The following is a 23,360-nucleotide window of genomic DNA, read 5'->3' on the forward strand; positions in this document are numbered from 1 at the left end:
AGATAATTTGATGCAGATACGCCTTCTCATCGCTGGCGAGTGGCAGGACGGCGCCGAGCAATGGCCGGTGCTAGACAAGTACCGGCTGACACCCTTCGCGCGCCTGCATGTCGCATCGCAGGATCAAGTGCGCGCCGCTGTGGGCACCGCCCAAGCCGCCTATCGATGCGCGGCGCTGACACCCCACGGCCGCGGAGCGATCCTTGACAAAGCGGCCGCGATCATCGAGCGCGACGGCGACAAGTTCGTTAAGGTCCTGCAAGTGGAAGCTGGATTCAGTCAGGCCGATGCACATGGTGAGTTGCGGCGCTGCATCCAGACCTTCCGTCTGTCGGCAGAAGAGGCGCGCCGACTGGTTGGCGAGATGATTCCCCTGGAAGGCGCTCCGGATCAGGCGGGCCGCCTTGGCTTCACCATTCCGGTGCCGCTGGGCGTGGTCTGCGCTATCACGCCGTTCAACGCACCGATCAACACCGTCGCGCACAAGGTCGCGCCGGCAATCGCGGCCGGCAACGCGGTGGTGGTCAAGCCTTCCAGCAGCACGCCCCAATCGGCGAATCTTCTGGCTGCGGCGCTCATGGAAGCGGGCCTGCCCTCCGGCCTGATCTCGGTGATTCATGGCGGGGCACAGGTTGCGCACTGGTTGATTGCCGAACGCGCAATCCGCTTCTTCGCCTTCACCGGCAGCACCGAGGTGGGTCGGGATATCCAGCAACGTGCCGGACTGCGTCGTACCCAGATGGAATTGGGCAGCATCGCCTTCACCATCTTGGATGCCGACGCCAATCTAGAGGTGGCGTTGCCGAAAATTGTCGGCTCTGCTTACCGCAAGGCAGGCCAGGTTTGCACGTCGATCCAGAATCTGCTTGTGGAACGCAGCCGGCTAGGCGACGTGGAGGCGCGATTGGCCACGATGGTGTCGGCGCTGCGCTTCGGCGATCCGCAGGATGCCAGGACGCAAATCGGCCCAGTCATCAGTTTGGCGTCTGCCGAGCGGCTCGAAAGCTGGATCGAGCAGGCTCTCTCGCGCGGTGCCCGGCGCCTTGCTGGCGGACCGAGGCAAGGCGCTGTCGTGCCGCCGACTTTGCTCGCGGATGTGGATCCGGCATGCGAGGTGAGTTGCAGCGAAGTCTTCGGTCCCGTCATGACCCTTATTCCCTTCGACAACATCGAGGAGGCGATCGATCGTGTCAACTCGACGCCATATGGCCTTGCGAGCGGGTTCTTTACCAATCGTATCGACTCGGCCATGAAGGCCGTGCGAAGACTCAACGTCGGCGGCGTGCACATCAACGAAACGTCAAGCTCTCGCGTCGACCTGATGCCTTACGGCGGCACCAAGGATTCCGGCTTCGGGCGAGAGGGCCCTCGTTACGCAGTGCATGAAATGTGCGAAATGCGGATGGTCAGTTTCACGGAGTAGGGGATCGAAAAGAAGGTGCGTAGCGCGCACCTCACAGCCCCCCATGAGATCCCAATAGTCTTGGAAGAATTGCCCCTGGAAATGCCCCTGGTTTCGAAGGTATTGTCTGGGGCGGCTGCGACCCACCGTCTACCGATGGCAACGGCCTTCCTGCCGGATCAGATCCATTCCAGAGCCCGAAGACAGCCGAGCAGCATCCCGCCATTCTCGGGAGCCTCACACTGATTTCCCAGACATCACTGGTGGAAAACTGCCTCACGCAGGCTCTTTTTGCAAGAGCGGATTGGCTCCTTGCACAGGCGAGCATCCCGATGCTGGCCCTCGGTCGCAGACATTTGATCTTGCCTTGAACAGGCTGCGCACCGCGTTGGCGCCCCGTCATCGAGCCACGTACCAGCGTGTCCGTCCTGAGTCCTTCCACCGGACCTTCTGGAGCGAATATCGCCCGCCGCATACCCTTGCTGCGCGGCAGACAGAGGAGCACAACGTCGCTGCAGTGGGCAAGCTTCCGGGCCAGGAGCCTCCGAGCAAATTCACCGCCCTTGGGCGCGCCCAAACCGATCAGGCTGATCTTCATGTCAAGCGACATCAGGAACTGCCCCCGCATTGACTCATCCGGACTGTTACCGGGTGAACTCGGCCCCAAGCGACAGTTCGTTGCCCGCACAGCATCTGGCCCCCACCGGACCGCACAGACCGAGGCGAACTTCTCCATCCGCCTGCAGGTGCTGATCGCCGGCGGGCTTTCCTCTCGATTGTCTCCGGATTGGAGTTGAACATCTACTCTCCGGCTCTCATTCGGGATGTTCGAGCGCTTGCTCTGGGCCAGTGCGTTTCTCGCAATCAACGCCATGCCATGCGGCGAGCCCGCGCACAATCATTATCTTGAGGAGGCGACGAATCTTTCCGTCTCCTTTGAGTAGTTAACGGCTGCAGTCACACTTGCGTCCAACATAGGCTGCCGTCCTTGGTCAGATTGTTGGAACGGCTCAAGGAGTCGACAGATGAGAAAGGTGGACGAATCCGTAAGCAAGTTCCCATGAGGGATGGTGCCCGCCACGCTGAGCCGATCGATGCAGCCGGTTTCCCGCCTATAAAAAAGAGCCGGGCGCAAGGCGCCCGGCGTGAACCCGTGGAGAAACTTGCAAATGACTCTGCGGGAAACCTCTCTCTGGTTGTGCATTGAAACAGGCACCCGCAAGGGGCGCCGCCGGTGTTGAACGGCTCAGAACGCGTGGCGAATGCCGAAGTCGAAGCCCGTCGCGCTGCGCGGCCGGTAGCCGGCCACGCCGTTGCCAGTGGACAGGTAGGTCGGCGATCCCCCCGCCGTCGCGCCCATGACGGCAGGGTTGTTCTCCCCGTTCTTGACGCGGATGCGCGCCGCCGTCGCGTACAGCGCCGTGCGCTTGCTCAGGTTGTGCACGTAGCTGATGGCGAGCTTATTGGCCGACGCATCCCGGTTGGGCGCGAACAGCGTGGGCGGCACCAGCCCGGGATCGTTCTTGAACTTGACACGCTGGTAGGCCAAGCGGATCAGCCCCGGGCCCACGGGCACGGTCGCACCGATCAACCCGCCCGTGTACTTGTCCTTTTCGCTCACTGTCGCCGACAGGCCCGCCGTTAGCGGAACGCTGGTCTCCAGTTCGTCGCGCGCCATCGACACCTCGCCGAAGAGCTTGATCACGCCGAAGTCGTAGCTCGCGCCCAGGTTAGCGTTCTTGATCTTGTTTTCGAAGCCCGCGCCGGTAGGCAGCCCCGCGGCCGTTAGCGCGGTGACATCGCCCACCGTGCTCTCCCCGTAGGCCACCGCCACGTCAATCGGCCCGTTCGCATAGCCCAGGCGCCCGCCGAAGGAGCGCCCCTTCTTGCTCGGCGTGCCCGGCAAGTTGCTCTGCTCGACGTTCTCGTGCAGCGCATACTGGACCTGCCCATAGACGCCGCCAAGCGTGGGCGGCAGGAAGTAGCCCACACTGTTGCTGGTGCGCACATAGGAATCGTGGCTGCCCAAGCCAATGACGCCCGGATTGGCAGTAGTGGCTGCGCCGCGCACGGTGGCCAGGTTCTGGAAGATCGTATTGATCAGGCTAATACCGGTGCCCAACCCGGCCAGAGGGTCAAACACCGTGTCGTTCCAGAAAGAAGGGGTGTAGTCGCGCCCTAGGCGCAGTTCACCCAGAGTGCTGGATAACAGGCTTATGGTGGAGCGGCGGTTGAAATTCAGGATGCCGCGCGAGCCGTCGTCCGGATTGATCTGGCCTTCCAGCCAGAAGCTGGCGGCCAGGCCGCCGCCGAGATCCTCAGTGGCGCGAAAACCAAGGCGACTAGTGGCGAGATTGCCCTGGGATAGGGCCGTCTGGCTTCTTTTGATGCTGTCGGGCTGCCCAGGCGGAGGCAGCAGGAACGGATTGGCCGTGTTGTTGTACCACTCGCTCTTGACGCTGTAGCGGCTGACGGCGACGTCGACCACTCCGAACAACGTCACGGAGGACTGGGCCGACACCGACGAGGTGACAGCTAGGACGGCAAGTGCGATGAATGATTTTTGCATGAGATTAATTCCTGTTTGAACTGCTGCGATCGATCGGCCGACTCATGAGCTTCCTCGATATTCGGAGCGAGGTCGGTGTCGAAGAGCACTCCGACTTCATGCGTCATCGCCGTCGAGTGGACACGACACCCCAATGTCGTTGACTCAACTTTTCTAGTCAGGCTGAAGAGCACAGCGTCGAAATGCTAAGCGTCAGCTTCCATTCCGCCGCTCAGGGTTCCTGCCAGTCTTCGGCAAACACGAAGGCCTCGGTCCCGGTTCCGCAGACGCGTTGCCGTCGACCTGCGGGAAAGCGTCCAGGCCTTGTGCCCGCCAAAAGCCTCGCTAGAAAAGGCTGCCCGGAAAGACCATGAAGGATGCAATCCGGGACTACCGAGCAAAACCCGCTTCGATAGAACGGGATTCGCTTAATGTATTGGCAAGGAGATGGAGATGTCGATGACCCAAGCAGTCCCACAGCGTGAGTACGGCGGTCTAAGGCGATCCACTGGGGACATGAGCGTCGAGCTCGGCGACAGGTCCTGGAGTTTGACGGTGAGTGACGGCCGCCAAGGCACGAGCCCATGCAGCCGGATCCCGGGAAAACGGTCGCGTTTGCGCACTCCATTCGCATGACCCGGGAGCGCTGCAAGCTCGAGCCGCAGGCCAAGGTGCACCCGTGCTATGAAGCACGGGTGCGACGGCTGGTGGCTTCGACGACTAGTCGAGAAGGGCGTCGACAACATCGTGGTCGACTCCCCAGAATTGAGGTGAACCGACATGCAAGGCCGGCCAGGAGTTGACCGGCTCAATGGGGACAGCTATTGGCGAGGCTGCTACGCCATTGTTGTAGCTGAGCATGTGAGATTCCGTCCGCGGCAGATTGGCACGCAGTTCCGAGTGCTTGGACACTGCAAGCGTGGCGCCGGCGCATGCAGCTGGCGAAGTCTATGTCCACGCGTTTTAACGTCCACTGCGTCGTCACGCAATCGGTAAAGCTCGGTACTGCCCATCGCATCACCTGCAGTTGCAGACTGGGTGACAGCGTATCAGGTACGCCCTGATCCACTCCATACCTCACGGACCATCTTCTGGCACGCCCCGAGTGGGTCTTACCTTGCCTATCAATTGGGGCGGTCGAGCGCCGGTGGGAATCAGTGGGCGTATTCATGGACATCTCCTTTTCAAGTGAGTAGATGGACAATCGCAACCCAGCCCTGGCATTCAGTTGCCGGCAGTCGCGGTGCGCAGCGATTTTAATGGGATGGGGGAGTTCCCTTATATGTGGACTCACCTGTCAAGCCTTTTTGATCATCAAATCGTTGAGCGGGATCTCAAGGCAGCACCTGCTTGTTGATGAGAGATTGAGATGGGATGGGCAGTGGTGATGCACCTTGATGCGAGTCGCGGTACGACAGCGGTCGAAGCAGTTGCTCAGACGACCCCCATCGGTCCGGGCGTGGACATCCTGCATGACATGCTGCATGCGTGCGGAGCGCACTGGGAAACCCAAGTTACCGAGCACCCTTCCTTCAAGACGTTCACTTTGCAATGACCCAGGACGTCGCGCGGTCCTCTCTCTCTTTCCACCTCCCTCCCCTTGCTTTCCTTCTCCTTCCAGGAGAAGAAGGCGACGAAGAAGGAAGAAGAAGTAAGAGGAAGAAGGGGCGCGTTGGCCTTCGATCATGATGATGCGCTCCTTGAACCTTTGTGCGCTGGAGCAGGGGCCGCTCCGTGCTTCAGGCAGTGGCCGGCTCGAGCTAGACGCCGGCCGGAATTTCGCCAAACTGAATAGCGCACAAGGAGATCACCAGTTTTCTCACAAAGACAAGATGCCGACGATGCGCACTCTGCGCATGCGCGAGTTGACATCAGCGAAGCGCCATGTGAACCATTGGGTCAAGCAGCGGCCGGCTCCAGGCGCAATCAGCACCAGTCTGCTTGTTCAACAAATGTACGCACTCGTTTGTTGCGACCCTCGCGGATGCCTTGCTCGATCTGGCTGCCGCCGCTGGCACCCCTGCTTGAGTCGGGGAGGCGCGCCGGCCCTCAGTCGTCGCCGAGCTGCAAGCCGCTCGGCCGGCGCTTCTCGATCGCGAACTTGAGCAGGGCCGCCGAGCGGAAGATGCCGTGCGCGAACTTGCCGTAGGGCAAGGTGAGGAACAGCGCCATCACCACCCCGAGGTGCACCGCCAGCAGCAGGGCCATGAAGCGCGTGTCGCGCCAGGCCAGCAGCGCCAGTCCGGTGAGGCTGGTCAGCAGCAGCAAGGCAATGAAGCCGCGGTCCATCGGCCGCTGGGCCGTGTCGCCATGCGCCGGGTCGCGCCGCAGGTTCATCCACAGCAGGCCCAGCGGGCCGATCACCAGCCCGATGCCGCCGGCCGTGCCCAGCAGCACCGGCAGGCTGATGAGCGCATAGGGCGCCTCGAGCCCCAGCAGGTAGTGGTAGAGCGTCGCCACGCAGGTGGACGCGAAGCACAGCAGGAAGCCGTAGAAGGTGAAGTGATGAAAGCGCCGCCGCCAAAGCGTGAAGCGGTCGTCCTCGTTGTTGCAGCCCTCGCCGTGGCCGCCGTCGAGGTACTTGAGGCGCAGCGCGTCGCGCGTGGCTTCGGCAGCCGCGCCGTTGGCCGGCGATCCATCGCGACCCGGCGAGACCTCGCGCCAGAAGCGGCGCAAGCCCATGCCCAGCGCGAAGACGACAAAGAGGAACACCACGCCGAACACGCCCGCCAGGAAGTTGTGCGGAAAGATGGCGTAGAAGTTGCCGGCCAGGGGCTCGTGCAGCAGCGAGCCGGACAGCGCCACGGCCAGCACCAGGAACAGTGCCAGCCCGCCGGCCAGCGCCATTGCGACCGTGAGGCCGGCGCGGCCATAGAGCGCGCCCAGGGCCGGCGGCCACGCGTAGTCGTGGTAGGTCTGCATCCGCACCTGCGCCATCGCCCGCGGCACGTTGACCGCAAACTCGTGGGGCGGCGCGTACTGGCAGGCGTGCAGGCAGGCGCCGCAGTTGTGGCACAGGTTGGCGAGGTAGTGCGTGTCCGCCTTGCCGAATTCGAGCCGGCGCGTCATCGCGGGGAACACGGCGCAGAAGCCTTCGCAGTAGCGGCAGGCGTTGCAGATCTGCAGGATGCGGGAGACCTCCTCCTCGGTCGCCGTCGGCGGCAGCGCGGGCCGGATCGGAATGACGCGCGGGTTGGCTGTTCCAACGCCGTCCGCATCCAACCTGGCGCGCGCGACGAGTTCAGTGAGCGGCTGCAACGGCGGTCTCCATCGATGTTCTTGTCTTGTCGTTCAATGCGCAGCGCGCGGCCTGCGTACCGGCAAAACGGCCGAAGGCCGTGCCGATGCTCATGCCCACGCCCGCGGTGTAGCCCTGCCCCAGCACGTTGCCGGCCATCATCTCGCCGGCCACGAAGAGGTTGGGGCTCGGCCTGTCCGCAAAGCGCACCGCCGCGGTCTCGTCGACCTTCAGGCCGAGGTAGGTGAAGGTGATGCCGGGCCGCAGCGGGTAGGCGTAGAAGGGGGCGGTGTCCAGCGGACGCGCCCAGTGGGTCTTGGCCGGCGACAAGCCTTCGGTATGGCAGTCGTCCAGCGTCGTATGGTCGAAGCTGCCGGCGCGGCAGGCAGCGTTGTAGTTGCCGATGGTCTGCAGGAAGGTGGTCTCGTCGAGGCCGATCTTCTTGGCGATCTCGCCCAGCGTGTCGGCCTGCGTGCCCGGGAACACCGGCGGCATGAAGCGGCCCACGGCCTTGCGGTCGATCACCGACCACGCGATCTGCCCCGGCTGCATCGCGACCAGCCGGCCCCAGATCGCATAGCGCTTGGGCCAGAAGTCCTCGCCTTCGTCGTAGAAGCGCTTCGCCTCGCGGTTGACCACCACGCCGAGCGACACGCAGTCGATGCGGGTGCAGATGCCGCCGTCGTAGAGCGGCGCGCGCGCATCGATGGCGACGCAGTGCGACTGCGAGGGGTCGCCCACGGTGTCGGCGCCGGCATCGATCATGTGCTTCAGCAGCACGCCCGTGTTGAAGCGCGTCCCGCGGATCAGGAAGTTGTCGGCGGGCCATTCCCCCCGCTCGTTCTGGCCCCAGGCCTCGCGCAGCCATTCGCGGTTGGATTCGAAGCCGCCGCAGGCCAGCACGCAGCTCTTCGCCTCGATGCGCTCGCCGGCGGCGGTGCGCGCGGCAACGAAGCGCTCGCCCTCGAGCTCGATGGCAAGCACGGGCGTGTCGTAGCGGATCGCCACGCCCAGCCGCTCGGCGCTGCGGTAGTAGGCGTTGACCAGCGCCTTGCCGCCGCCCATGAAGAAGGCGTTGGTGCGCGCCACGTGGAGCGCGCCCGAAAGCGGCGGCTGGAAATGCACGCCGTGGCTGCGCATCCAGTCGCGACAGTTCGAGGAAGCGCGGATCACCAGCCGCGCGAGCTTCTCGTCGGTGCGGCCGCCGGTGACCTTCAACAGGTCCTGCCAGTACTCCTCTTCGGGATAGGCGTCGACCAGCACATCCTGCGGCGCGTCGTGCATGCAGCGCAGGTTGCGCACATGCTGCGAGTTGCCGCCGCGCCAGGCCCGCGGCGAGGCCTCCAGCACCAGCACCGACGCACCGGCCTCGCGCGCCATCAGCGCGGCGCACAGCGCGGCATTGCCGCCGCCGATCACCAAAACATCAAGGGGAGCCATGCACTGCGTTCTCTTGTCTTCATCGAGGGAAGCAGCAACTGTAGGAAGGGTGGCGCCCTCTGCCCAGGGGGCGCATCGCATGGCCCCTTCACGAATCGTGATGGGTCTGGAGGCTAACGCGCGCCGTCCGCCAGCGATGCGCCGGGCCAGTGCCCGGCACGCACCAGCGCCTGCGCGGTGTCCGTCAACACGATGCGCACCGCCAGTGCCGCGGGCGTGAGCTCATCGTCCGACAGGCTGCACACCGCATTGCGGCGCCGGGCCTCGCGATCGGCCAGCGGCGCCATGTGGAAGCGCTCCGCCGCATCCGGCCACCGCCCGACCGCCGCGCCGGGCTGCACGGTCGCGCCGAAGCCGGCGTCGACGGTGTCCATGAGCATCGCCAGCGAATCGATCTCGGCCACCAGATGCGGCACCACCCCTTCGCGCAGAAAGGCGGCATCGATCACGCTGCGCAGTCCGTGCGTGCCGGTGGGCAGGATCAAGGGCAGCCTGGCCAGCCGGGCGGTGAAGATGCTGCGCGTGCTCGTCGCTGCGCTGGCCGACATGTGGCGGCGAGCGCGGATCAGCAGCAGCTTCTCCTCCAGCAGCGGCATCACGCTCCAGCGCCTCGCGGCCTGGGTGTTGAAGAGGACGGCCAGGTCGAGCTGCCGGGCATTGAGCATCGCCGTCAAGTGGCCCGAGAGGCTTTCGACCATGTGCAGGCGCACGTCCGGATAGCGCTCGCGCATCGCGCGCATGAAGGGCATGGCCAGCACCGCCGCGGTGGTCGGCGCGAGTCCGACGCTGACAGTGCCCGTCAGCCGCGCATGCTTCGCAACGCGGGCGGCCTGGTCCGCGTGCCGTAGCGTCAGCTGCGCTTCGCGGAAGAAGGCCAGGCCCGCTTCCGTGGGCACCGCGCCCTTGGCCGTGCGTTGCAGCAGGCGCGTCGCCAGCTCGCTCTCGAGCCGGCTGATCTGCTGGCTGAGCGCCGATTGCACGAGGTCGAGGTCGATCGCCGCGCGGCCGATGCTGCCGAGCTCGACCGTGCGAACGAAATAGCGGAGCTGGCGCAGTTCCATGTGGGGCTGATCGAAGGAGACAGTAGCGATCCTCGCATACCTTCACGCGGCAAACTCGGGCGACCGGGCCACCACCGCGCCGATCTCCTGCATCAGCGCCCGCGCGCCCGGCGAGGGGAAGGCGCCCTGGCGCTGCGTCATGTCGAGTGGAAAGTTCAGATGACCAGGCTGCCGTCGCGAATCTCGTAGTGCAGCTAATGCGCCGAAATCGCGGTCAGCATGTCGCTCTCCAGCAGCAGGCTGCGCAGCACCGCGAGGTCGCCGGTCTCGACCGCAGGCACCGGTGCCGCCTGCTTCGCTTCCGAGAAGAAGCGCTCCAGCAACTCACGCGACGGCGAGCCCGGCCGCGAAGCACCCAGCTCGCCTGACGCAGCGCGTCGAAGTCGATGTTGCGCGCGGCGCGCGGCGCGCGCCAGCGGCTGGCCTGAGCGGGCGATCACTGAAATGCGGTCTTCGACCAGCGGTTCCTGCTGCAGTTCCTTCACCTCCTCGTCGCTGCGCAGCGCACAGAGGATGAAGTCAATGTCGCCGCTGCGCAGCGATGCCGCCAGCGCGTCGTACGGGGCGTCGGAACTGAAGACGAGCGGCCCGAGTCGTTCGAGAGCAACCAGTTGCGAGTGACGAGAAGCGCGGCAGCGATCTCACGATCTTCAGCCCACGCGCCAGCTTCATGGTGAATTGGATCGGCGACTTCGCGGTGTCCTCCACCTGTATTCTTCGGAGCAGCACTCTTGAACTTCAGTCTTACCTAAAAAACTGCATCCTGAAGCGACATAGACTCAGACCTGCCAAAAGCATCTTTATGGCTTTGTCACGAACCCTTGAATACTGGCTTGCGGCGCTCATGGCTTGCTAGAACGCCTTCTTGATAGTCCTGCGTTTCTCGCAGCCAATTCTGCTCAAAGGATTCCCGCTCAGTCGCAGAGCGAAATTCGGCAACCAGATCGGCATTCAGTGATGCGCGGGTCGCCTGCACCGCCAGCGGCGCGGCCTCCGCGATCTGCCGGGCCATGTCGACCGCCACGGCGCGGACCTCGTCCTGCCCCACCAGCCGATCGGCTAACCCAATCTCAAAGGCCCGGTCGCCGGTTATGCGCGCGCCCGTCAGCAGCATCCAGCGCGCCTGCTGCTGTCCGATCAGCCTTGGAAGCGTGATCGTCAGGCCGAATCCGGGGTGAAAGCCGATCGCGGTGAAGTTGGCTGCAAACCGTGCCTCCTTGCATGTCACGCGGAAGTCCGCGGCGGCCGCAAGCCCCAAGCCTGCGCCGATTGCGCTGCCGTGCACCGCCGCGACGATCGGTTTGCGCGTTTGCACAAGGCGCCGTGCTTCCTTGTAGATATGGCGGCCCGGCGCCACGACGGTTTCTCCCTGGACCTCAGCGTCCATGCGCTGCTTCAGGTTACCACCGGCACAAAAATGCTTGCCGGCGGCGGCCAGAACGATGCATCGGCATAGAGGCTCCTGATCGAGCTCCTCCAGAGTGGTTGCCAGGTTGCCGATCAGATCGACGTCGAGGAAATTGTTAGGTGGCCGCTGCAGTTCCACAATCGCGACATGGTCGTCCTGGACAACAGTGACATCGATACTTTCCATTCGAGGCTCCTCGGCTAAATGCGGTTGAGGATTCGACCTCCATCCACCAGGATGCACTCCCCGGTGATGAAGCTTGCCTCGTCCGATGCCAGGAACAACGCAAGGTTGGCTATGTCCCAGCTGGTCCCCGCCTTGCCCAAAGGGACCTTCGCGCTGCGCTCGGCGATCAAATCGGCCGCCGACCTGTTCCAGTTGCGAGACCGCGTTCCCACCGCCATTGGCGTCGCGATCAGCCCGGGCATGATGGCATTGATCCGAATACCGTACTTGGCGTTTTCAAGTGCGAGTTGCTCGGTCAGCGCATTCACGGCGGCTTTCGCTGCCTTGTAGCCGGCGAAAGGCGACAGGCCGACTGCTGCCGCGGACGAGATGTTGACGATGGCGCCGCTTCGCTGCTGGCGCATGATCGGCAGCGCGTGCTTGCACGCCAGCGCGATCCCTCGAAAGTTGACGCGGTACTGGTGATCGAGCACATCTGCGCTGATCTCCACCAGTTCGCCGTCTCCCGCCGCTAGGCTGACGCCGACATTGTTGTGCAGGATATCCAGCGATCCCCATCTGCGAACTGCTTCGACAAGCGCCGCGATGATCTCGTCCTCGCGCGTCACGTCCGCGGTGAACGCAAAGGCCTCGCCGCCCTCGTCGCGGATGATTTGCGCCGTTTCCTCGGCCGAGTCAATGCCCCTGTTGACGACCAGGACGCGCGCGCCCTCGCGGGCAAAGCGGATGCAGGCGGCACGGCCATTGCCAATGCCCTCGCCCGCCGATTGGCCGCCGCCGAAGACAACGGCGACCTTTCCTTCAACGCGTTTGGAACGCGTCCACCCTGCGGCATTTTTGTCGATACTTGTCATGGCTTGATCAGCTTGGAGGCTTCCTTGGCTTTGTTGAATTCGGCTTGTCCGTTCTTGCGGAACTGCTCTGGTGTGGTCGTAACCACGTCCATCGCCAAGATATCGACCATCCGGGTCTGGACCTCGGGCATAGCAGAGATCTTATTGATGGCAGCGTTCAATTTGTCAACAACATTCCTTGGCAATCCGGCCGGCCCGATCAAGCCGTAGAAGCTATAGGGCTCCATTACCTCGATCGCCTTAATTCCCATTTCGGACGTTCCGGGCACGCCAGGCAGGTGCTTGGTCGACGCAGGTGAGGTGACGCCGACGGCCCGCACGGTGCCAGTAGATAGCGCGCCCTTGGCAGTCTGTACAGGCACCATCCCGAACTGGACGGTGTTGCCTTGTAGTGCCCTGATCACGTCAACATCTGCCTTGTAGGGGATGTGCGTTGCATCCAACCCCGTCGCTCCCTTCAAATACTCGATCTTAAGGTTGCTGGCTGTTCCCAGACCAGACGATGCATAGCTTATCTTTCCCGGATTAGCGCGCGAATAGCTGATCAGCTCCCGCATCGACTTGACGGGCAGCTCAGGCGACACCAGCAGCACGGACGACGTGTTCGCGATTTGGGCGATGAAGCTGAAGTCCTTGAACGGGTTATAGGGTAGGTCCGCGTTCGTGGCGGGCGCGAGCGCGACGGCGCTTGCGTTCGTAAAAAATAAGGTATAGCCATCCGGCGGCGCGGAGATCAGTGCGCGGATGGCAGGGACCTGATAGGCCCCAGGCTTGTTCTCGACGACAACAGGAGTACCGAGAAGCATCGAGAGCTGCTGTCCGTAAAGACGGGCCATGATGTCGACTGTGCCGCCCGGCGCGATCCCAGCGAGGATCTTGATGGGTCGACTGGGATAGTCCGCGGCGACAGCGTGGATCGGTTGCCACGCTGCGACTGTCAGCGCCGCGCACCCGCAGTACAGCAGCGACGCGCGCCGAAATTTGTTCATGGTGTCATCTCCTGACAATGGTAGAAAAGGGGCCAGTTCGGATTGAGGCGTGTTGTCGCGTCGCGCACTTTTTTTGGCTTGGTAACAAAGCAACCGCGGGGCGCGTTAGAAACTTGGATTGGCATGCCGAGTGACCAGGCCGGATCACTTGACATCCGGCTTGATCATCTTGACGAGTTCGCGCGCCTTGCCCAATGCGGACAAGGTGAAGTCACGGGACTGCGTCGAGGATTCGCTTACCAGCGTCATGAAGTAGGACTCGACGATCAACTTTCGCACTTCAGGCATGGCGGACACTCGATTGATGGCCTGATTCGACTGGTCGACGATGGACTGCGGCAGTCCTGCCGGGCCGATGATTCCGTAGAAGCCATAGGGCTCGGTCTTGTCCAGTCCCTGGATGCGGATCTGCCGGGTACGGGGAACCTGGGGAAGTGGCTGGCCGGCTCCGCGAACCTTGCCCGAGGACAGGAATGGCTGCGCACTTTGCGGCGTGGCCATACTGAACTGCACAGTACCAGCTGCCAGCTCCCGCAGGACATCGGCATCGGACTTGTAAGGAATATGGGTCGCCTTTAGACCAGTGATCGACTTGATGAACTCGATCTTCAGGTTGTTGGACGTGCCGGTACCCGCGGAGCCATAGTTCAGCTTGTCGGGATAGGCGCGCGAGTACGCGATCAACTCGGCCATCGATTTCACCGGCAAGTCTTCTGACACGAGCAGGACGGAGGACGTGATGGGGTCCGCGCGATGAAGGCGAAATCCTTCGCCGGGTCGTACGGAAGACCCTTCTCGAACGCGGGAGCGAGCGAGACGGCACTGCCGTTCGTGAGGAACAGGACGTAGCCGTCCGCTGGCGAATTGAGAAGCGCCCGAATTGCAGGCATCTGGAAGGCCCCGGTCGATTGTCGACGATGACGGGCGAGCCAAGCAGCGTCGATAGGTGGAGTGCGCAGAGCCGCGCCATGGCATCGACGGTGCCGCCCGGTGCGATGCCGATCACTAGCTTGATCGGCTTGGAGGGGAACGGCGCCTGAGCGCGCAGCTCCGGTGCGGCGCAGGCCAGGAGCCGGCGCCGCGAGACCGTCGATGCTGGAACGAATGTATGGGTCACGCGTGTGTGCTTCTAGTGTGGTACGCCAGGCAGCTATGTACCTATCCGCACTTGATTGATGAAACTCCTTGCCAAGCCCACCTTTAGCTACATCACAATGCCAAGCCGATGAAGGTGGACGGCATGGCAGCGTCGCAATGCGCATCCGAACCGCGCCGCAAGCCAAGCATCTCGACACTGCGCGCCTGTAGCAACTCTGAGTTACTCCTCAGAGCGCGTTGCAGGCACTCCTCGATGTAGGCCTCATCGCTCTGCAGACGCGACAGATCGACCCACCAGCCAATGCCAGCCATCAACCATTTGAAGTCGACCAGTTTGAGGAAGCGATCGCTTCCCTCCGGGTCTTTCATGTGTGCCGAATTCATAAGTACAACAACCTCCAATGCCGATCACTAACGGGATTCGAGAACGGGGTGGCGCCGCATCAAGGCGCGATGAACGCACCGCCATTGATGTCCAGCGTCGTGCCCGTGACGAAGCGGCCTGGTCGGAAGCCAGGAAGCTGACGGCCGCTCCGACCTCCATCGGGTCGCCGATCCGGCTCCGCCGGAATTCCAACCAACGAAGCCTGTTTCAGGCTATCGGTGTCGATGTCGGTCAGCGACGTGCAGATGCGGCCGGGCGCCACGCTGTTGCACGTGATACCGAACGGCGCAAATTCGCCGGCGATCGCGCGAGTCGGTCCAATGCTGCCGGCCTTCGAGGCCGCATAGGGGAGGCTCGATTGAATAGTGAACGTCCGCGCCGCACGCGACGAGATGTTGACGATGCGGCCCCAGCCGCGTTCCTTCATACCGGGGAGGAAGGCCAGGCACAGCAGCATGGGTGCGGTCATGTGAAGCGCGAGGGAGAAGTTCCACTCCTGCATCGTCATTTCTTCGAACCTGATACGTTGTCCGTCTGGCTTCCTAATGTGCGTGCCGGCGTTGTTGCCGAGCACGTCGCATCGTCCGATCTCGTTGAGAACGCGCGTGGTCAAGCCCTGGATCGAAGCGATGGCGCTCAGGTCCGCCTGCATGCCCACAGCCAAATGCCCTTGTCGCTCGAGCTCGGCCGCGCGCGCAAAGACTTCGTCGCTCCGGCTCACCATCGGGATGCGAAAACCGTCACAGGCCAGCGTCTGGCTGATGCCCGACCCAATCCCCGAGGCCCCTCCGGTGACGGTCGCCACGCGGTCGGTTCCGTCCTTGATGATCAACGTTCTACTCCTGCTCAAATTACGACGCGCGAAGGCACCTGCGGCGCAGATCGCGCAAACATGCGCCTTCTAGATGCGGTTGTGAATGCGCCCGCCATCCACAAGGATGCATTCCCCGGTGATGAAGTTCGCTTCATCCGATGCCAGAAAGAGCGCAAGATTGGCAACGTCCCAGGCGCTGCCCGCGCGGCCCAACGGCACCTTCGTGGAGCGCTCGGCCATCAGTTCTTCGCGTGTCTTGTTCCAGGTGCGGGCGCGCGTTTCAACAGCCATCGGCGTGGCGATCAGGCCAGGCATGATTGCGTTGACACGGATGTTGTATTGCGCGTTCTGCAGGGCGAGTTGCTCGGTCAGCGCATTGATTGCAGCCTTGGCCGCCTTGTAGCCCGCGAAGGGCGAAAGACCAACGGCGGCGGCGGACGAGATGTTGACGATCGCGCCGCCGCGTTGCTTGCGCATGATCGGCAGTGCGTGCCTGCAGGCCAGGGCGGTCCCGCCGAAGTTGATACGGTACTGGCTGTCCAGGCTGTCGGCGGACATCTCCGTCAGTTCCCCGTCGCCGCCTGCCAGGCTGACGCCGACGTTGTTGTGCAGGACGTCTAGCGATCCCCACTTGCGAACGGCCTCGTCGATGGCCGCGGCGATCTGCGACTCGCGAGTCACGTCCGCCTCGAAGGCCACGGCATCGCCGCCTTCGCTGCTGATCCACCGCACAGTCTCCTCGGCCGAAACCAGGCTCCTGTCGGCCACCAACACGCGGGCGCCTTCACGCGCGAAGCGCACACATGCCGCCCGGCCGTTACCCAAGCCTTCACCAACGCTCTGGCCTCCGCCGAAGACCACCGCGACCTTGTCCGCAAGTCGCTTAGTGGCTGTGCGTCCCTCGTCATTGCTGTTTACGGTCATGTCAGATTCCTTTGTCTCTCTGTCGACGTCGATTGCGCGAGCAAAAAAATTATGACCGCGTGCCGCGCAGTTGTCGCGTAGCGTTTTCTGAATGCTCGGTAACCCAACCGCACCACCGAGGGGTTACGAAGGAAGACGTGAACGCTTGATCAAGGCGACTCCATACAGTCGTCAACATTCTTCGCATTCGATTCCAGGCTTGCAGAAGTTCGGGCACGAGATACTTCGATGCTCTATGCCAGAGGTGATGGTGCGGATCGAGGGTCGGGAGATCGGGCTCGATCACGTCCTCTGTGCGAAGGGCGAGCCGTTCCTCGTCGATGAAGAGCTGTGGTGCGATGCCCTGCCCAGGTTTGGTTTGCTTCGTGGTGACGTCCATGTAGATGCGGATCCGTGCTCAATGGATCTGACGCGCGCTTGCGTCGAGTGGCTTAGGCTCGATCATGAGTGCGTGCGTTCTTCGTGCTGGCTACTGTGTCGCGCAGTCCGATTCTCAAGAAATACTGAATTCTTGGTGCAGCCACAACTTCGACGTATGGCCTATTGATCGGCGTCCGCCAAGGCGGACGCGCCTTGTCCGCCGGGAGCCGATCCGGACTCGCAATCGATGCACCCGGATGACAGCCTGTTCCCAATCGAGATCCTCCAGGCGGAGACGCTGAACTTCGGTCGTGCGCAAGCCGTACAGGGTAGGAAAGACAGGATGGCGCTAACAGTGCACACCCGCCGCAGAAGGCCAGAAGGCCTGGCCACCTCGCGCTACCTGAAGATCGCGACCAGCACGGTGTGCGCGACGACGACCCCGCTGGATCCGTTGCCTGAGAACCCGCCGCGAGCGGCCCGTGGCGATGAATCGCGGATCAGTCGGCTAAGCGAATTCCAGTAATCGTTGCAAATCGATCCAGCAATTCATCCTGCAGCATCTCGTCTTGGGCATCCCTTGACGCGTGCTTCGGCCTTTTTGCGAAGAAAGAACTTCCCGGTGGCGAGTGCGGCTGGATCCTGACTTGCCGCAAGCCAGACCTGCGTCGCCGCGCCTGACATGAGGTCTCCTGGAGCGCTGACCCTCCCATTCGCGTCGGAACCCACCCCGGGTCTACTGCGTTCGATAACACGCCGGACCAGAGAGCCGGCCCCGGTTGCTTGAACACGCACCGGCCTGAGTTAAGTGGATTGGCTGCGGTTTGATTCTCTCAATCTCTGTCTTACTGTGTTAGTAATTTGAGCGAAATCAAGGCATTATGCGCACTTCTTCAGGAGAAGGGCGAACCTTGATGGAAGACTTTGCAGGAATTCGAGCGGTACATGGCCCATCTGAGCGAAGGCCTGGGACATTCAGATCGGCACGCCGGGCTGCGCGGGTACACCACGGGGCTGATGTCGCCGCTGCAGCGCAAGAGCGTGGAGCCGATGGCGGCACATATGGACCCGCTGAATGTGCGTTCGCGCCACCAGTCGCTGCACCACTTCGTGGCCGACGCGAATTGGTCGGATGAGCGCATGCTGCTGGGGATATGCCAGTGGGTCGTGCCTCTGATGGATTTCAGCGACGGCGGTTGGTGGATCATCGATGACACAGGATTTCCCAAGCAGGGGCGGCACTCGGTGGGCGTCGCGCGCCAATACTGCGGGATGCTGGGCAAGCAGGACAACTGTCAGGTGGCAGTGAGCGTGTCGCTGGCCTGCGCGGCGGCCAGCATTCCGGTGGCGTGGCAGCTGTACCTTCCCCAGGAGTGGGCCGACGACGAGGCCCGACGCGAGAAGGCCGGCGTGCCCGAGGCGATCGAGTTCGCCACCAAGCCTCAAATCGCGCTGCAGCAAATCGAACACCTGATGACCCAGGGGGCGCCGAGGCACTGCGTGCTGGCCGACGCGGGCTATGGCGTGGACACGGCGTTTCGCGAACGCCTGGACGAGCTTGGATTGCGCTACGTTGTGGGGGTGACGGGCAGCGTCACGGTATGGCCGCCCGGGCACGAACCCCTGCCGCCCAAGCCTTACAGCGGTAGGGGCCGCGTGCCACGGCGGCTGCGCCGCGGCGACGCCACCGCCCCCGAGCACCGGCCCCGCACGGTCAAGGACGTGGCCTTCGACATCGAGCCCGACGACTGGCAAGAAGTGACCTGGCGCGAGGGCACGAATTCTGCGCTGCGCTCGCACTTCGTCCGCGTGCGGGTACGTGCAGCGCACCGCGACGAGCAGCGCAGCGAGCTGCGCGAGCCGCAATGGCTGCTCATCGAGTGGCCCGAGGGCCACGAAGAGCCGCTGAAGTACTGGTTGTCCACGCTGCCCGAGGACACGTCGCTGGAGCGCATGGTCTACGAGGCCAAGATGCGCTGGCGCATCGAGCGTGACTACCAGGATCTCAAGCAGGACCTGGGCCTTGGACAGTACGAAGGCCGGGGCTGGCGCGGCTTTCATCATCACGCCAGTCTCAGCATTGCCGCCTACGGCTTCCTGCTGGCGCAGCGGCTGCAGCACCCCGACGAGGTCGGGGGTAAAAAAAACTCCGCACGCCAAGAGCCTGCCCTACCCACGCATTACCAACCTCGGGGAAGCCCAGAGGGCGCAGCGCCACGTCCCATCCTCCATCACGAGCTTGCGATTGCGTATCGGCGCACTGCTGGCTCGTAACCTGCCCCGATGTCCCTGTTGTCTTCGGCATCAACGAGCACCAAATATCTGACACAGTAAGACTAGGCCCCTGCCAGGCCGCCGGAGGCGCCCCGGTTGAGCCATGTACTCATGGTTCAACCTATCAGGCAGCCTCCTTCATCGTGGGCAGCGTGGCGAAGTAGACCATGTCTGGCGTGCGCCCGTCGTGCGACTGATGCGGGCGCCGGGCGTTGTAGAAATCGAAGTAGGCGGCCAGGTGCTTGCGTGCGGCGCTGACACTCTCGCAGGCCTTCAGGTACACGTCTTCGTACTTCACGCTTTTCCACAGTCGCTCGACGAGAACGTTGTCCCGCCAACAGCCCTTGCCGTCCATGCTCTGGCGCGCGCCGATTCGCTTCACCGCGGCGACAAAATCGCAGCTGCTGAACTGGCTACCTTGGTCGGTGTTGACGATCTCTGGCGCGCCCCAGCGCGCGGCAGCCTCTTGCAATGCCTCGACGCAGAAGTCCGCCTCCATCGTGATCGACACGCGATGGGCCAGAACCCGGCGGCTCGCCCAGTCCAGCACCGCCACCAGGTACACCCAGCCTCGGGCCATCGGTATGTAGGTGATGTCCAAGGCCCAAGCCTGGTTAGCCCTCTCGATGGTCGAGTCCCGCAATAGGTACGGGAACACCGGATGTGATGGGTGCTTCTTGCTCGTGTTGGGCTTGCGGTACAGCGCCTGAATACCCATGCGCCGCATCAGCGTGCTCACATGCCGCCGTCCGACCTCGATGCCCCTCAGTCGCAGCAGATCGCGCAGCATGCGGCTGCCGGCGAACGGGTGTTCAAGATGCAACTCGTCGATGCGGCGCATCAACGCCAGCTCGCTCTCAGAAATCGGCTCGGGGTGGTAATACACCGTGCCTCGGCTAATGCCCAGCAACAGGGCTTGGCGCTTGATCGGCAGTTCGGCATCACGGTCGATCATCGCTTTGCGCTCAGCAATCCCGCCTTGGTGAGCGCACCCTCTAAAAAATCGTTTTCCAGGGTCAGTTGCCCGATCTTGGCGTGCAGCACCTTCATGTCAACCGGCGGCGTCTCTGGCGCCGTCGCGCCCCCGAAGACGCCCGCGGCGCGCTCGATCAACTGGCGTCGCCACTCTGTCACCTGATTGGGATGAACGTCGTGCTTGAGTGCCACCTCGGCGATCGTCTTGCCGTCGGCCAGCGCCTCGATCGCCACCTTGGCCTTGAATGCCGCTGAGTGATTGCGGCGGGGTCTTTTGCTCATGTCGTCTGCTCCTGTCATCCGGGCTCTATCCTCGCCCACGGGAGCAGCCTATCCACTTTGCGGCGTGTTCAAATTTGCGCGACCGGCTCTCAGCGACGTGCCATGGCAAACGCAAGCATCGCGTCGTGAAGCTTCGTGTCTGAGTAAGCCTGCGTTCCGTCCCAGGGCCTACGAGCCCATCCAAGGTCGTCGAAGTCCAGTCGACCTCCAATATGCATGTCGGAGCTAAGATAGACGAGGCGCGCCGGACGTTGCATCGCGGCCGTCAACACGTATGGTGCAAGTGAGTTCGTTGTGAATGTAGAGGTGCAGCCATCCTCTGTCAGGCCCTGGTCTTCTCGATGGAACACGGCCACATTGTGAATGACAGCGTCGAATGTGCCATGGGAATTTGCAAGCTCCGCAAGCCTGTAGCAGCCTCGGAGCGTGGACACGTCTGCGACCAAAGCAGCGCTCGCACCCGGCACTTTGTGCATTGCGTCCGCCGCCCTTTGCTCGCTGCGGGCATGCAGTACTACCTCGAATCCGGCTGCTATCAGCAGTTGTCCGACTCTCGCGCCAAGCCCATCAGAAGATCCAGTGATGAATATCCTTTTCAACTCGCTCTTCCGTCGCGCGGGTGCTGACGAGGATCACTTCCCCTTCACGACAACGCCGGTTATGTTCTCGTACACCTTCACGATCGATGCGGCATAGTCTTCGCTTCCCAACCCCTGTGCGCGGGCCGCCTGGTAGATCTGGTGGGCAATGTTCGTCATAAACAGCGGGACTTTGAAAGACTTCGCAAGTTGCACTTGCAACTCCAGATCCTTATCGACGATGTCCATGCGAATACCCTTAAAGTCGCGCTTAAGGATTCTCGGCGCTCCATACTCGAATGCTGCACTGTTTCCTGTCGACTTGAGAATTGAATCTACCATCAGGGTAGGATCGAGACCGGCCTTGGTGCCCAATACGAGCGCCTCGGCCACTACGACACTGGTCACTTGGCTCAGCAGGTTGTTGATCAACTTCATGACCGTTCCCTGCCCAATCGAGCCGAAGTGCACGATCTCCGAAGTCATCGAGGCAAGTGCCGGCCGTGCCTTCTCCAAGTCGGCCAGCTCTCCACCGACCGAGGCCTTCAGCGTGCCTGCGATCGCGCCTTTTACTTGACCAGACACCGGGACGTCGATCAAGCCGATGCCTTTAGCGGCGAGCGTCTTGTGCATGGCCCTAAGCGATACTGGATCAATAGTACTCATACTAACAACAATGTCGCCCTGCTGGGCTCTGTCCATCACCCCCCCGGCGCCGACAATCACCTCCTCAGCTTGGGCCGTTGTATCGACCATCGAGATCACGACGCTTGCTTGGCTAGCGACATCGGCCGGTCCTTCACCCGCCTTTGCACCAAGCCTGACGACATCAGCGAGCGCGCGCGCGTCAATATCATAGGCGACGAGCTTGTGACCCTTCTTCAGAAGGTTGGTTGCCATCGGCAGGCCCATCATGCCCAGGCCAATGAATCCGACAGTTTGGGTGCGAAGTTGGTCGCTCATGCTATTGATTCCTGTGGGAGTAGTGAATTGCTACGACGCCAGCTACGCCTTTGTCGCGCCTAAAGAACGGGTCAAGACCGATGCGCGCACTCTATACCTGCGCTGTACTCTGCAGCACAGTTTTCGAGATCGTGTAGGCGTCAAGGCTGGTGGATCCGCCCTCACGCCCGATGCCGCTGTCTTTCACGCCACCGAATGGCAGATCGGCGCCAGGCGGACCGATATCGAAATTGTTGATGAACAGCACCCCGCATTCCAGCTCACGTGTGATTCTTTCGGCATCGTGAAGTGAATTGGTGAACGCGTACCCTGCCAGCCCGACGGGCAAGCTGTTCGCGAGCTGGATCGCCTCGTCGAGGCTGGCGACGGAGACGCAGGGGGCAACCGGACCGAATGGCTCTTGCGTCATTGCCGCGGCGTCCAAGGGAACTTCGGCGAGCACAGTCGGCGCAAAGAAGTATCCGGAGTCGCCAACGCGATGCCCCCCCGCAGCAACGCGTGCGCCGCGATTCTTCGCATCATCCACGAGCGCCTGGACGGCAGCAAGTCGCCGGCCGTTCGCCAGTGGCCCCATCTGAACCTGCGGGTCCAGGCCGTCGCCAAGGCGCAGCTCATTGACTGCGCTGGCAAATGCAGAAACGAATTCTTCATAGACATTGCGGTGGATAATGAACCTTGACGGCGACGCACAGATCTGACCCGCAACTCGCATTTTCGTCTTGGCCGCCATTCGCCCGACCTTCGAGGCATCGACGCCGTCGCACACAATGACTGCGGCGTGGCCGCCGAGCTCCATCAGCACCGGTTTCATTGCGGCGCCCGCCTGTTGCGTCAGATGCTTTCCGATCTCGACAGAGCCCGTTAGAGTGACTAGACGGATGACGGGCGATGCAATCAGCGCTGACGAGATCTGAGCAGGATCGCCGAACACCAAGTTCAGAACGCCTGGGGGAACCCCCGCATCCGCAAAGCACTGTACCAAGGCGCATGCTGCGCCGGGTGTCTCTTCAGCCGCCTTCAAGACAATTGAGCATCCTGCGCTCAGTGCCGCGCCAACCTTACGAGAGGGAGAGCTGAGTGGCACATTCCACGGCGTGAATGCAGCAACAGGTCCAATTGGTTGGCGGATGACAAGCCTTTGCGTTCGCGGTCCGGAAGGCACAACTGTTCCGTACATGCGCAACGCTTCGCCGCAGTTCCAATCGAGGAAGCTCGCAGAGCGCGCGACCTCGCCGCGCGATTCGCTCAGAACTTTGCCGTGCTCGAGGGTGATGATGCGCGCGATGGCTTCACTGCGCTCGCGCAAAAGCCCGATTGCCTTCTGGATTATTCGAACTCGCTCTTCTGGCGCGGTGTCGCGCCAGATCAGGAAGCCGCGTTGTGCGGCATCGAGCGCCAGCGCCAAATCGGATTTGGTCGCCCGAGGAGTTTGTGCAATCAGGCTCTCGTCGGACGGGTTTCTGACTTCAGTCCACGACTCGCGTTCATAGATCCAGTTCCCATCAATATACAGTCCGAGCCGTGGATAGCCCGACACGCCGTCGGGCTTAGTTTGACCAGGGGCAGCATTCGTCATTGATC

General features: G+C 62.6%; 18 protein-coding genes and 1 pseudogene. 4 read left to right on the plus strand and 15 right to left on the minus strand.

Going from position 1 to position 23,360, the window contains the following annotated elements:
* Positions 1–10: 10 nt before the first annotated feature.
* The gene (locus GXN78_RS39630; protein ID WP_239143092.1) at positions 11–1,423 is read left to right on the plus strand and encodes an aldehyde dehydrogenase family protein; all 1,413 of its coding nucleotides are present in this window, start codon (positions 11–13) and stop codon (positions 1,421–1,423) included.
* A gap of 1,225 nt (positions 1,424–2,648) precedes the next feature.
* Here GXN78_RS39630 and GXN78_RS39635 read toward each other — a convergent pair.
* The 5 genes from GXN78_RS39635 to GXN78_RS41810 all read right to left on the minus strand — a co-directional run bounded on the left by GXN78_RS39635 (position 2,649) and on the right by GXN78_RS41810 (position 10,300).
* Positions 2,649–3,971: a porin gene (locus GXN78_RS39635; protein WP_106561103.1), complete on the minus strand. Its 1,323-nt coding sequence runs from the start codon at positions 3,969–3,971 to the stop codon at positions 2,649–2,651.
* A 2,028-nt stretch (positions 3,972–5,999) separates the two neighbouring features.
* Positions 6,000–7,208 (minus strand): tricarballylate utilization 4Fe-4S protein TcuB, encoded by a 1,209-nt coding sequence (gene tcuB / locus GXN78_RS39640; protein WP_164255358.1) that lies wholly within the window; start codon positions 7,206–7,208, stop codon positions 6,000–6,002.
* A complete protein-coding gene (tcuA, locus tag GXN78_RS39645) occupies positions 7,192–8,628 on the minus strand; it encodes an FAD-dependent tricarballylate dehydrogenase TcuA (RefSeq protein ID WP_106561460.1) in 1,437 nt (478 codons plus the stop codon). Before tcuA ends, tcuB begins: the two co-directional genes overlap by 17 nt.
* 113 nt (positions 8,629–8,741) lie before the next feature.
* Positions 8,742–9,689 (minus strand): LysR substrate-binding domain-containing protein, encoded by a 948-nt coding sequence (locus GXN78_RS39650; RefSeq protein ID WP_164256366.1) that lies wholly within the window; start codon positions 9,687–9,689, stop codon positions 8,742–8,744.
* Positions 9,690–9,883: 194 nt separating this feature from the next.
* Positions 9,884–10,300: a LysR substrate-binding domain-containing protein gene (locus GXN78_RS41810; protein WP_343231051.1), complete on the minus strand. Its 417-nt coding sequence runs from the start codon at positions 10,298–10,300 to the stop codon at positions 9,884–9,886.
* Here GXN78_RS41810 and GXN78_RS41815 point away from each other — a divergent pair.
* A pseudogene (locus tag GXN78_RS41815) lies at positions 10,262–10,398 on the plus strand (amidohydrolase); the annotation flags it as partial. The gene GXN78_RS41810 and the pseudogene GXN78_RS41815 overlap by 39 nt on opposite strands.
* 102 nt (positions 10,399–10,500) lie before the next feature.
* On the opposite strand, the gene GXN78_RS39660 reads toward GXN78_RS41815, so the two are convergent.
* From GXN78_RS39660 to GXN78_RS39690, 7 genes are all read right to left on the minus strand, one after another.
* Positions 10,501–11,283, minus strand: a complete 783-nt coding sequence (locus GXN78_RS39660) for an enoyl-CoA hydratase/isomerase family protein (RefSeq protein WP_106561388.1) — start codon at positions 11,281–11,283, stop codon at positions 10,501–10,503.
* A gap of 14 nt (positions 11,284–11,297) precedes the next feature.
* Positions 11,298–12,137: an SDR family NAD(P)-dependent oxidoreductase gene (locus tag GXN78_RS39665; protein ID WP_106561387.1), complete on the minus strand. Its 840-nt coding sequence runs from the start codon at positions 12,135–12,137 to the stop codon at positions 11,298–11,300.
* Positions 12,134–13,126, minus strand: coding sequence for a tripartite tricarboxylate transporter substrate-binding protein (locus GXN78_RS39670; protein WP_106561386.1), 993 nt, complete (start codon positions 13,124–13,126; stop codon positions 12,134–12,136). The genes GXN78_RS39665 and GXN78_RS39670 overlap by 4 nt, the downstream gene beginning before the upstream one ends.
* Before the next feature lie 144 nt (positions 13,127–13,270).
* A complete protein-coding gene (locus tag GXN78_RS39675; RefSeq protein WP_239143158.1) occupies positions 13,271–13,819 on the minus strand; it encodes a tripartite tricarboxylate transporter substrate-binding protein in 549 nt (182 codons plus the stop codon).
* Between the two features lie 516 nt (positions 13,820–14,335).
* Positions 14,336–14,593, minus strand: a complete 258-nt coding sequence (locus GXN78_RS39680; RefSeq protein ID WP_106561383.1) for a hypothetical protein — start codon at positions 14,591–14,593, stop codon at positions 14,336–14,338.
* Between the two features lie 74 nt (positions 14,594–14,667).
* Positions 14,668–15,441 (minus strand): SDR family NAD(P)-dependent oxidoreductase, encoded by a 774-nt coding sequence (locus tag GXN78_RS39685; RefSeq protein WP_164256370.1) that lies wholly within the window; start codon positions 15,439–15,441, stop codon positions 14,668–14,670.
* Positions 15,442–15,510: 69 nt separating this feature from the next.
* Complete coding sequence (locus GXN78_RS39690) at positions 15,511–16,347, minus strand: SDR family NAD(P)-dependent oxidoreductase (protein ID WP_106561381.1); 837 nt, start codon at positions 16,345–16,347, stop codon at positions 15,511–15,513.
* Between the two features lie 607 nt (positions 16,348–16,954).
* On the opposite strand from GXN78_RS39690, the gene GXN78_RS39695 reads away from it, so the two are divergent.
* Positions 16,955–17,233, plus strand: a complete 279-nt coding sequence (locus tag GXN78_RS39695) for a hypothetical protein (RefSeq protein WP_106561380.1) — start codon at positions 16,955–16,957, stop codon at positions 17,231–17,233.
* Positions 17,234–17,652: 419 nt separating this feature from the next.
* Positions 17,653–18,981: an IS701 family transposase gene (locus GXN78_RS39700; protein ID WP_164256372.1), complete on the plus strand. Its 1,329-nt coding sequence runs from the start codon at positions 17,653–17,655 to the stop codon at positions 18,979–18,981.
* A 124-nt stretch (positions 18,982–19,105) separates the two neighbouring features.
* Here the strand turns inward: GXN78_RS39700 and GXN78_RS39705 are convergent.
* The 3 genes from GXN78_RS39705 to GXN78_RS39720 all read right to left on the minus strand — a co-directional run bounded on the left by GXN78_RS39705 (position 19,106) and on the right by GXN78_RS39720 (position 23,355).
* Positions 19,106–20,238 (minus strand): IS3 family transposase gene (locus GXN78_RS39705; protein ID WP_219910147.1). Its coding sequence is split into 2 segments (ribosomal slippage): positions 19,106–19,986 and positions 19,986–20,238, totalling 1,134 coding nucleotides; the frame shifts between segments, so codons are not numbered across the junction.
* A gap of 632 nt (positions 20,239–20,870) precedes the next feature.
* Positions 20,871–21,779: an NAD(P)-dependent oxidoreductase gene (locus GXN78_RS39715; RefSeq protein ID WP_106561377.1), complete on the minus strand. Its 909-nt coding sequence runs from the start codon at positions 21,777–21,779 to the stop codon at positions 20,871–20,873.
* Between the two features lie 91 nt (positions 21,780–21,870).
* A complete protein-coding gene (locus GXN78_RS39720; RefSeq protein WP_106561376.1) occupies positions 21,871–23,355 on the minus strand; it encodes an NAD-dependent succinate-semialdehyde dehydrogenase in 1,485 nt (494 codons plus the stop codon).
* Positions 23,356–23,360: the final 5 nt, after the last annotated feature.

This window comes from Variovorax sp. WS11 (assembly GCF_010499245.1).
GTDB lineage: Bacteria > Pseudomonadota > Gammaproteobacteria > Burkholderiales > Burkholderiaceae_C > Variovorax.

Coding starts and splice junctions, on each gene's coding strand:
- GXN78_RS39630 (WP_239143092.1), top strand. CDS start 11: ATGCAGATACGCCTTCTCATCGCTGGCGAGTGGCAGGACGGCGCCGAG.
- GXN78_RS39635 (WP_106561103.1), bottom strand. CDS start 3,971: ATGCAAAAATCATTCATCGCACTTGCCGTCCTAGCTGTCACCTCGTCG.
- tcuA (WP_106561460.1), bottom strand. CDS start 8,628: ATGGCTCCCCTTGATGTTTTGGTGATCGGCGGCGGCAATGCCGCGCTG.
- GXN78_RS39650 (WP_164256366.1), bottom strand. CDS start 9,689: ATGGAACTGCGCCAGCTCCGCTATTTCGTTCGCACGGTCGAGCTCGGC.
- GXN78_RS39660 (WP_106561388.1), bottom strand. CDS start 11,283: ATGGAAAGTATCGATGTCACTGTTGTCCAGGACGACCATGTCGCGATT.
- GXN78_RS39665 (WP_106561387.1), bottom strand. CDS start 12,137: ATGACAAGTATCGACAAAAATGCCGCAGGGTGGACGCGTTCCAAACGC.
- GXN78_RS39670 (WP_106561386.1), bottom strand. CDS start 13,126: ATGAACAAATTTCGGCGCGCGTCGCTGCTGTACTGCGGGTGCGCGGCG.
- GXN78_RS39675 (WP_239143158.1), bottom strand. CDS start 13,819: ATGGCCGAGTTGATCGCGTACTCGCGCGCCTATCCCGACAAGCTGAAC.
- GXN78_RS39680 (WP_106561383.1), bottom strand. CDS start 14,593: ATGAAAGACCCGGAGGGAAGCGATCGCTTCCTCAAACTGGTCGACTTC.
- GXN78_RS39690 (WP_106561381.1), bottom strand. CDS start 16,347: ATGACCGTAAACAGCAATGACGAGGGACGCACAGCCACTAAGCGACTT.
- GXN78_RS39695 (WP_106561380.1), top strand. CDS start 16,955: ATGCACCCGGATGACAGCCTGTTCCCAATCGAGATCCTCCAGGCGGAG.
- GXN78_RS39700 (WP_164256372.1), top strand. CDS start 17,653: ATGGCCCATCTGAGCGAAGGCCTGGGACATTCAGATCGGCACGCCGGG.
- GXN78_RS39715 (WP_106561377.1), bottom strand. CDS start 21,779: ATGAGCGACCAACTTCGCACCCAAACTGTCGGATTCATTGGCCTGGGC.
- GXN78_RS39720 (WP_106561376.1), bottom strand. CDS start 23,355: ATGACGAATGCTGCCCCTGGTCAAACTAAGCCCGACGGCGTGTCGGGC.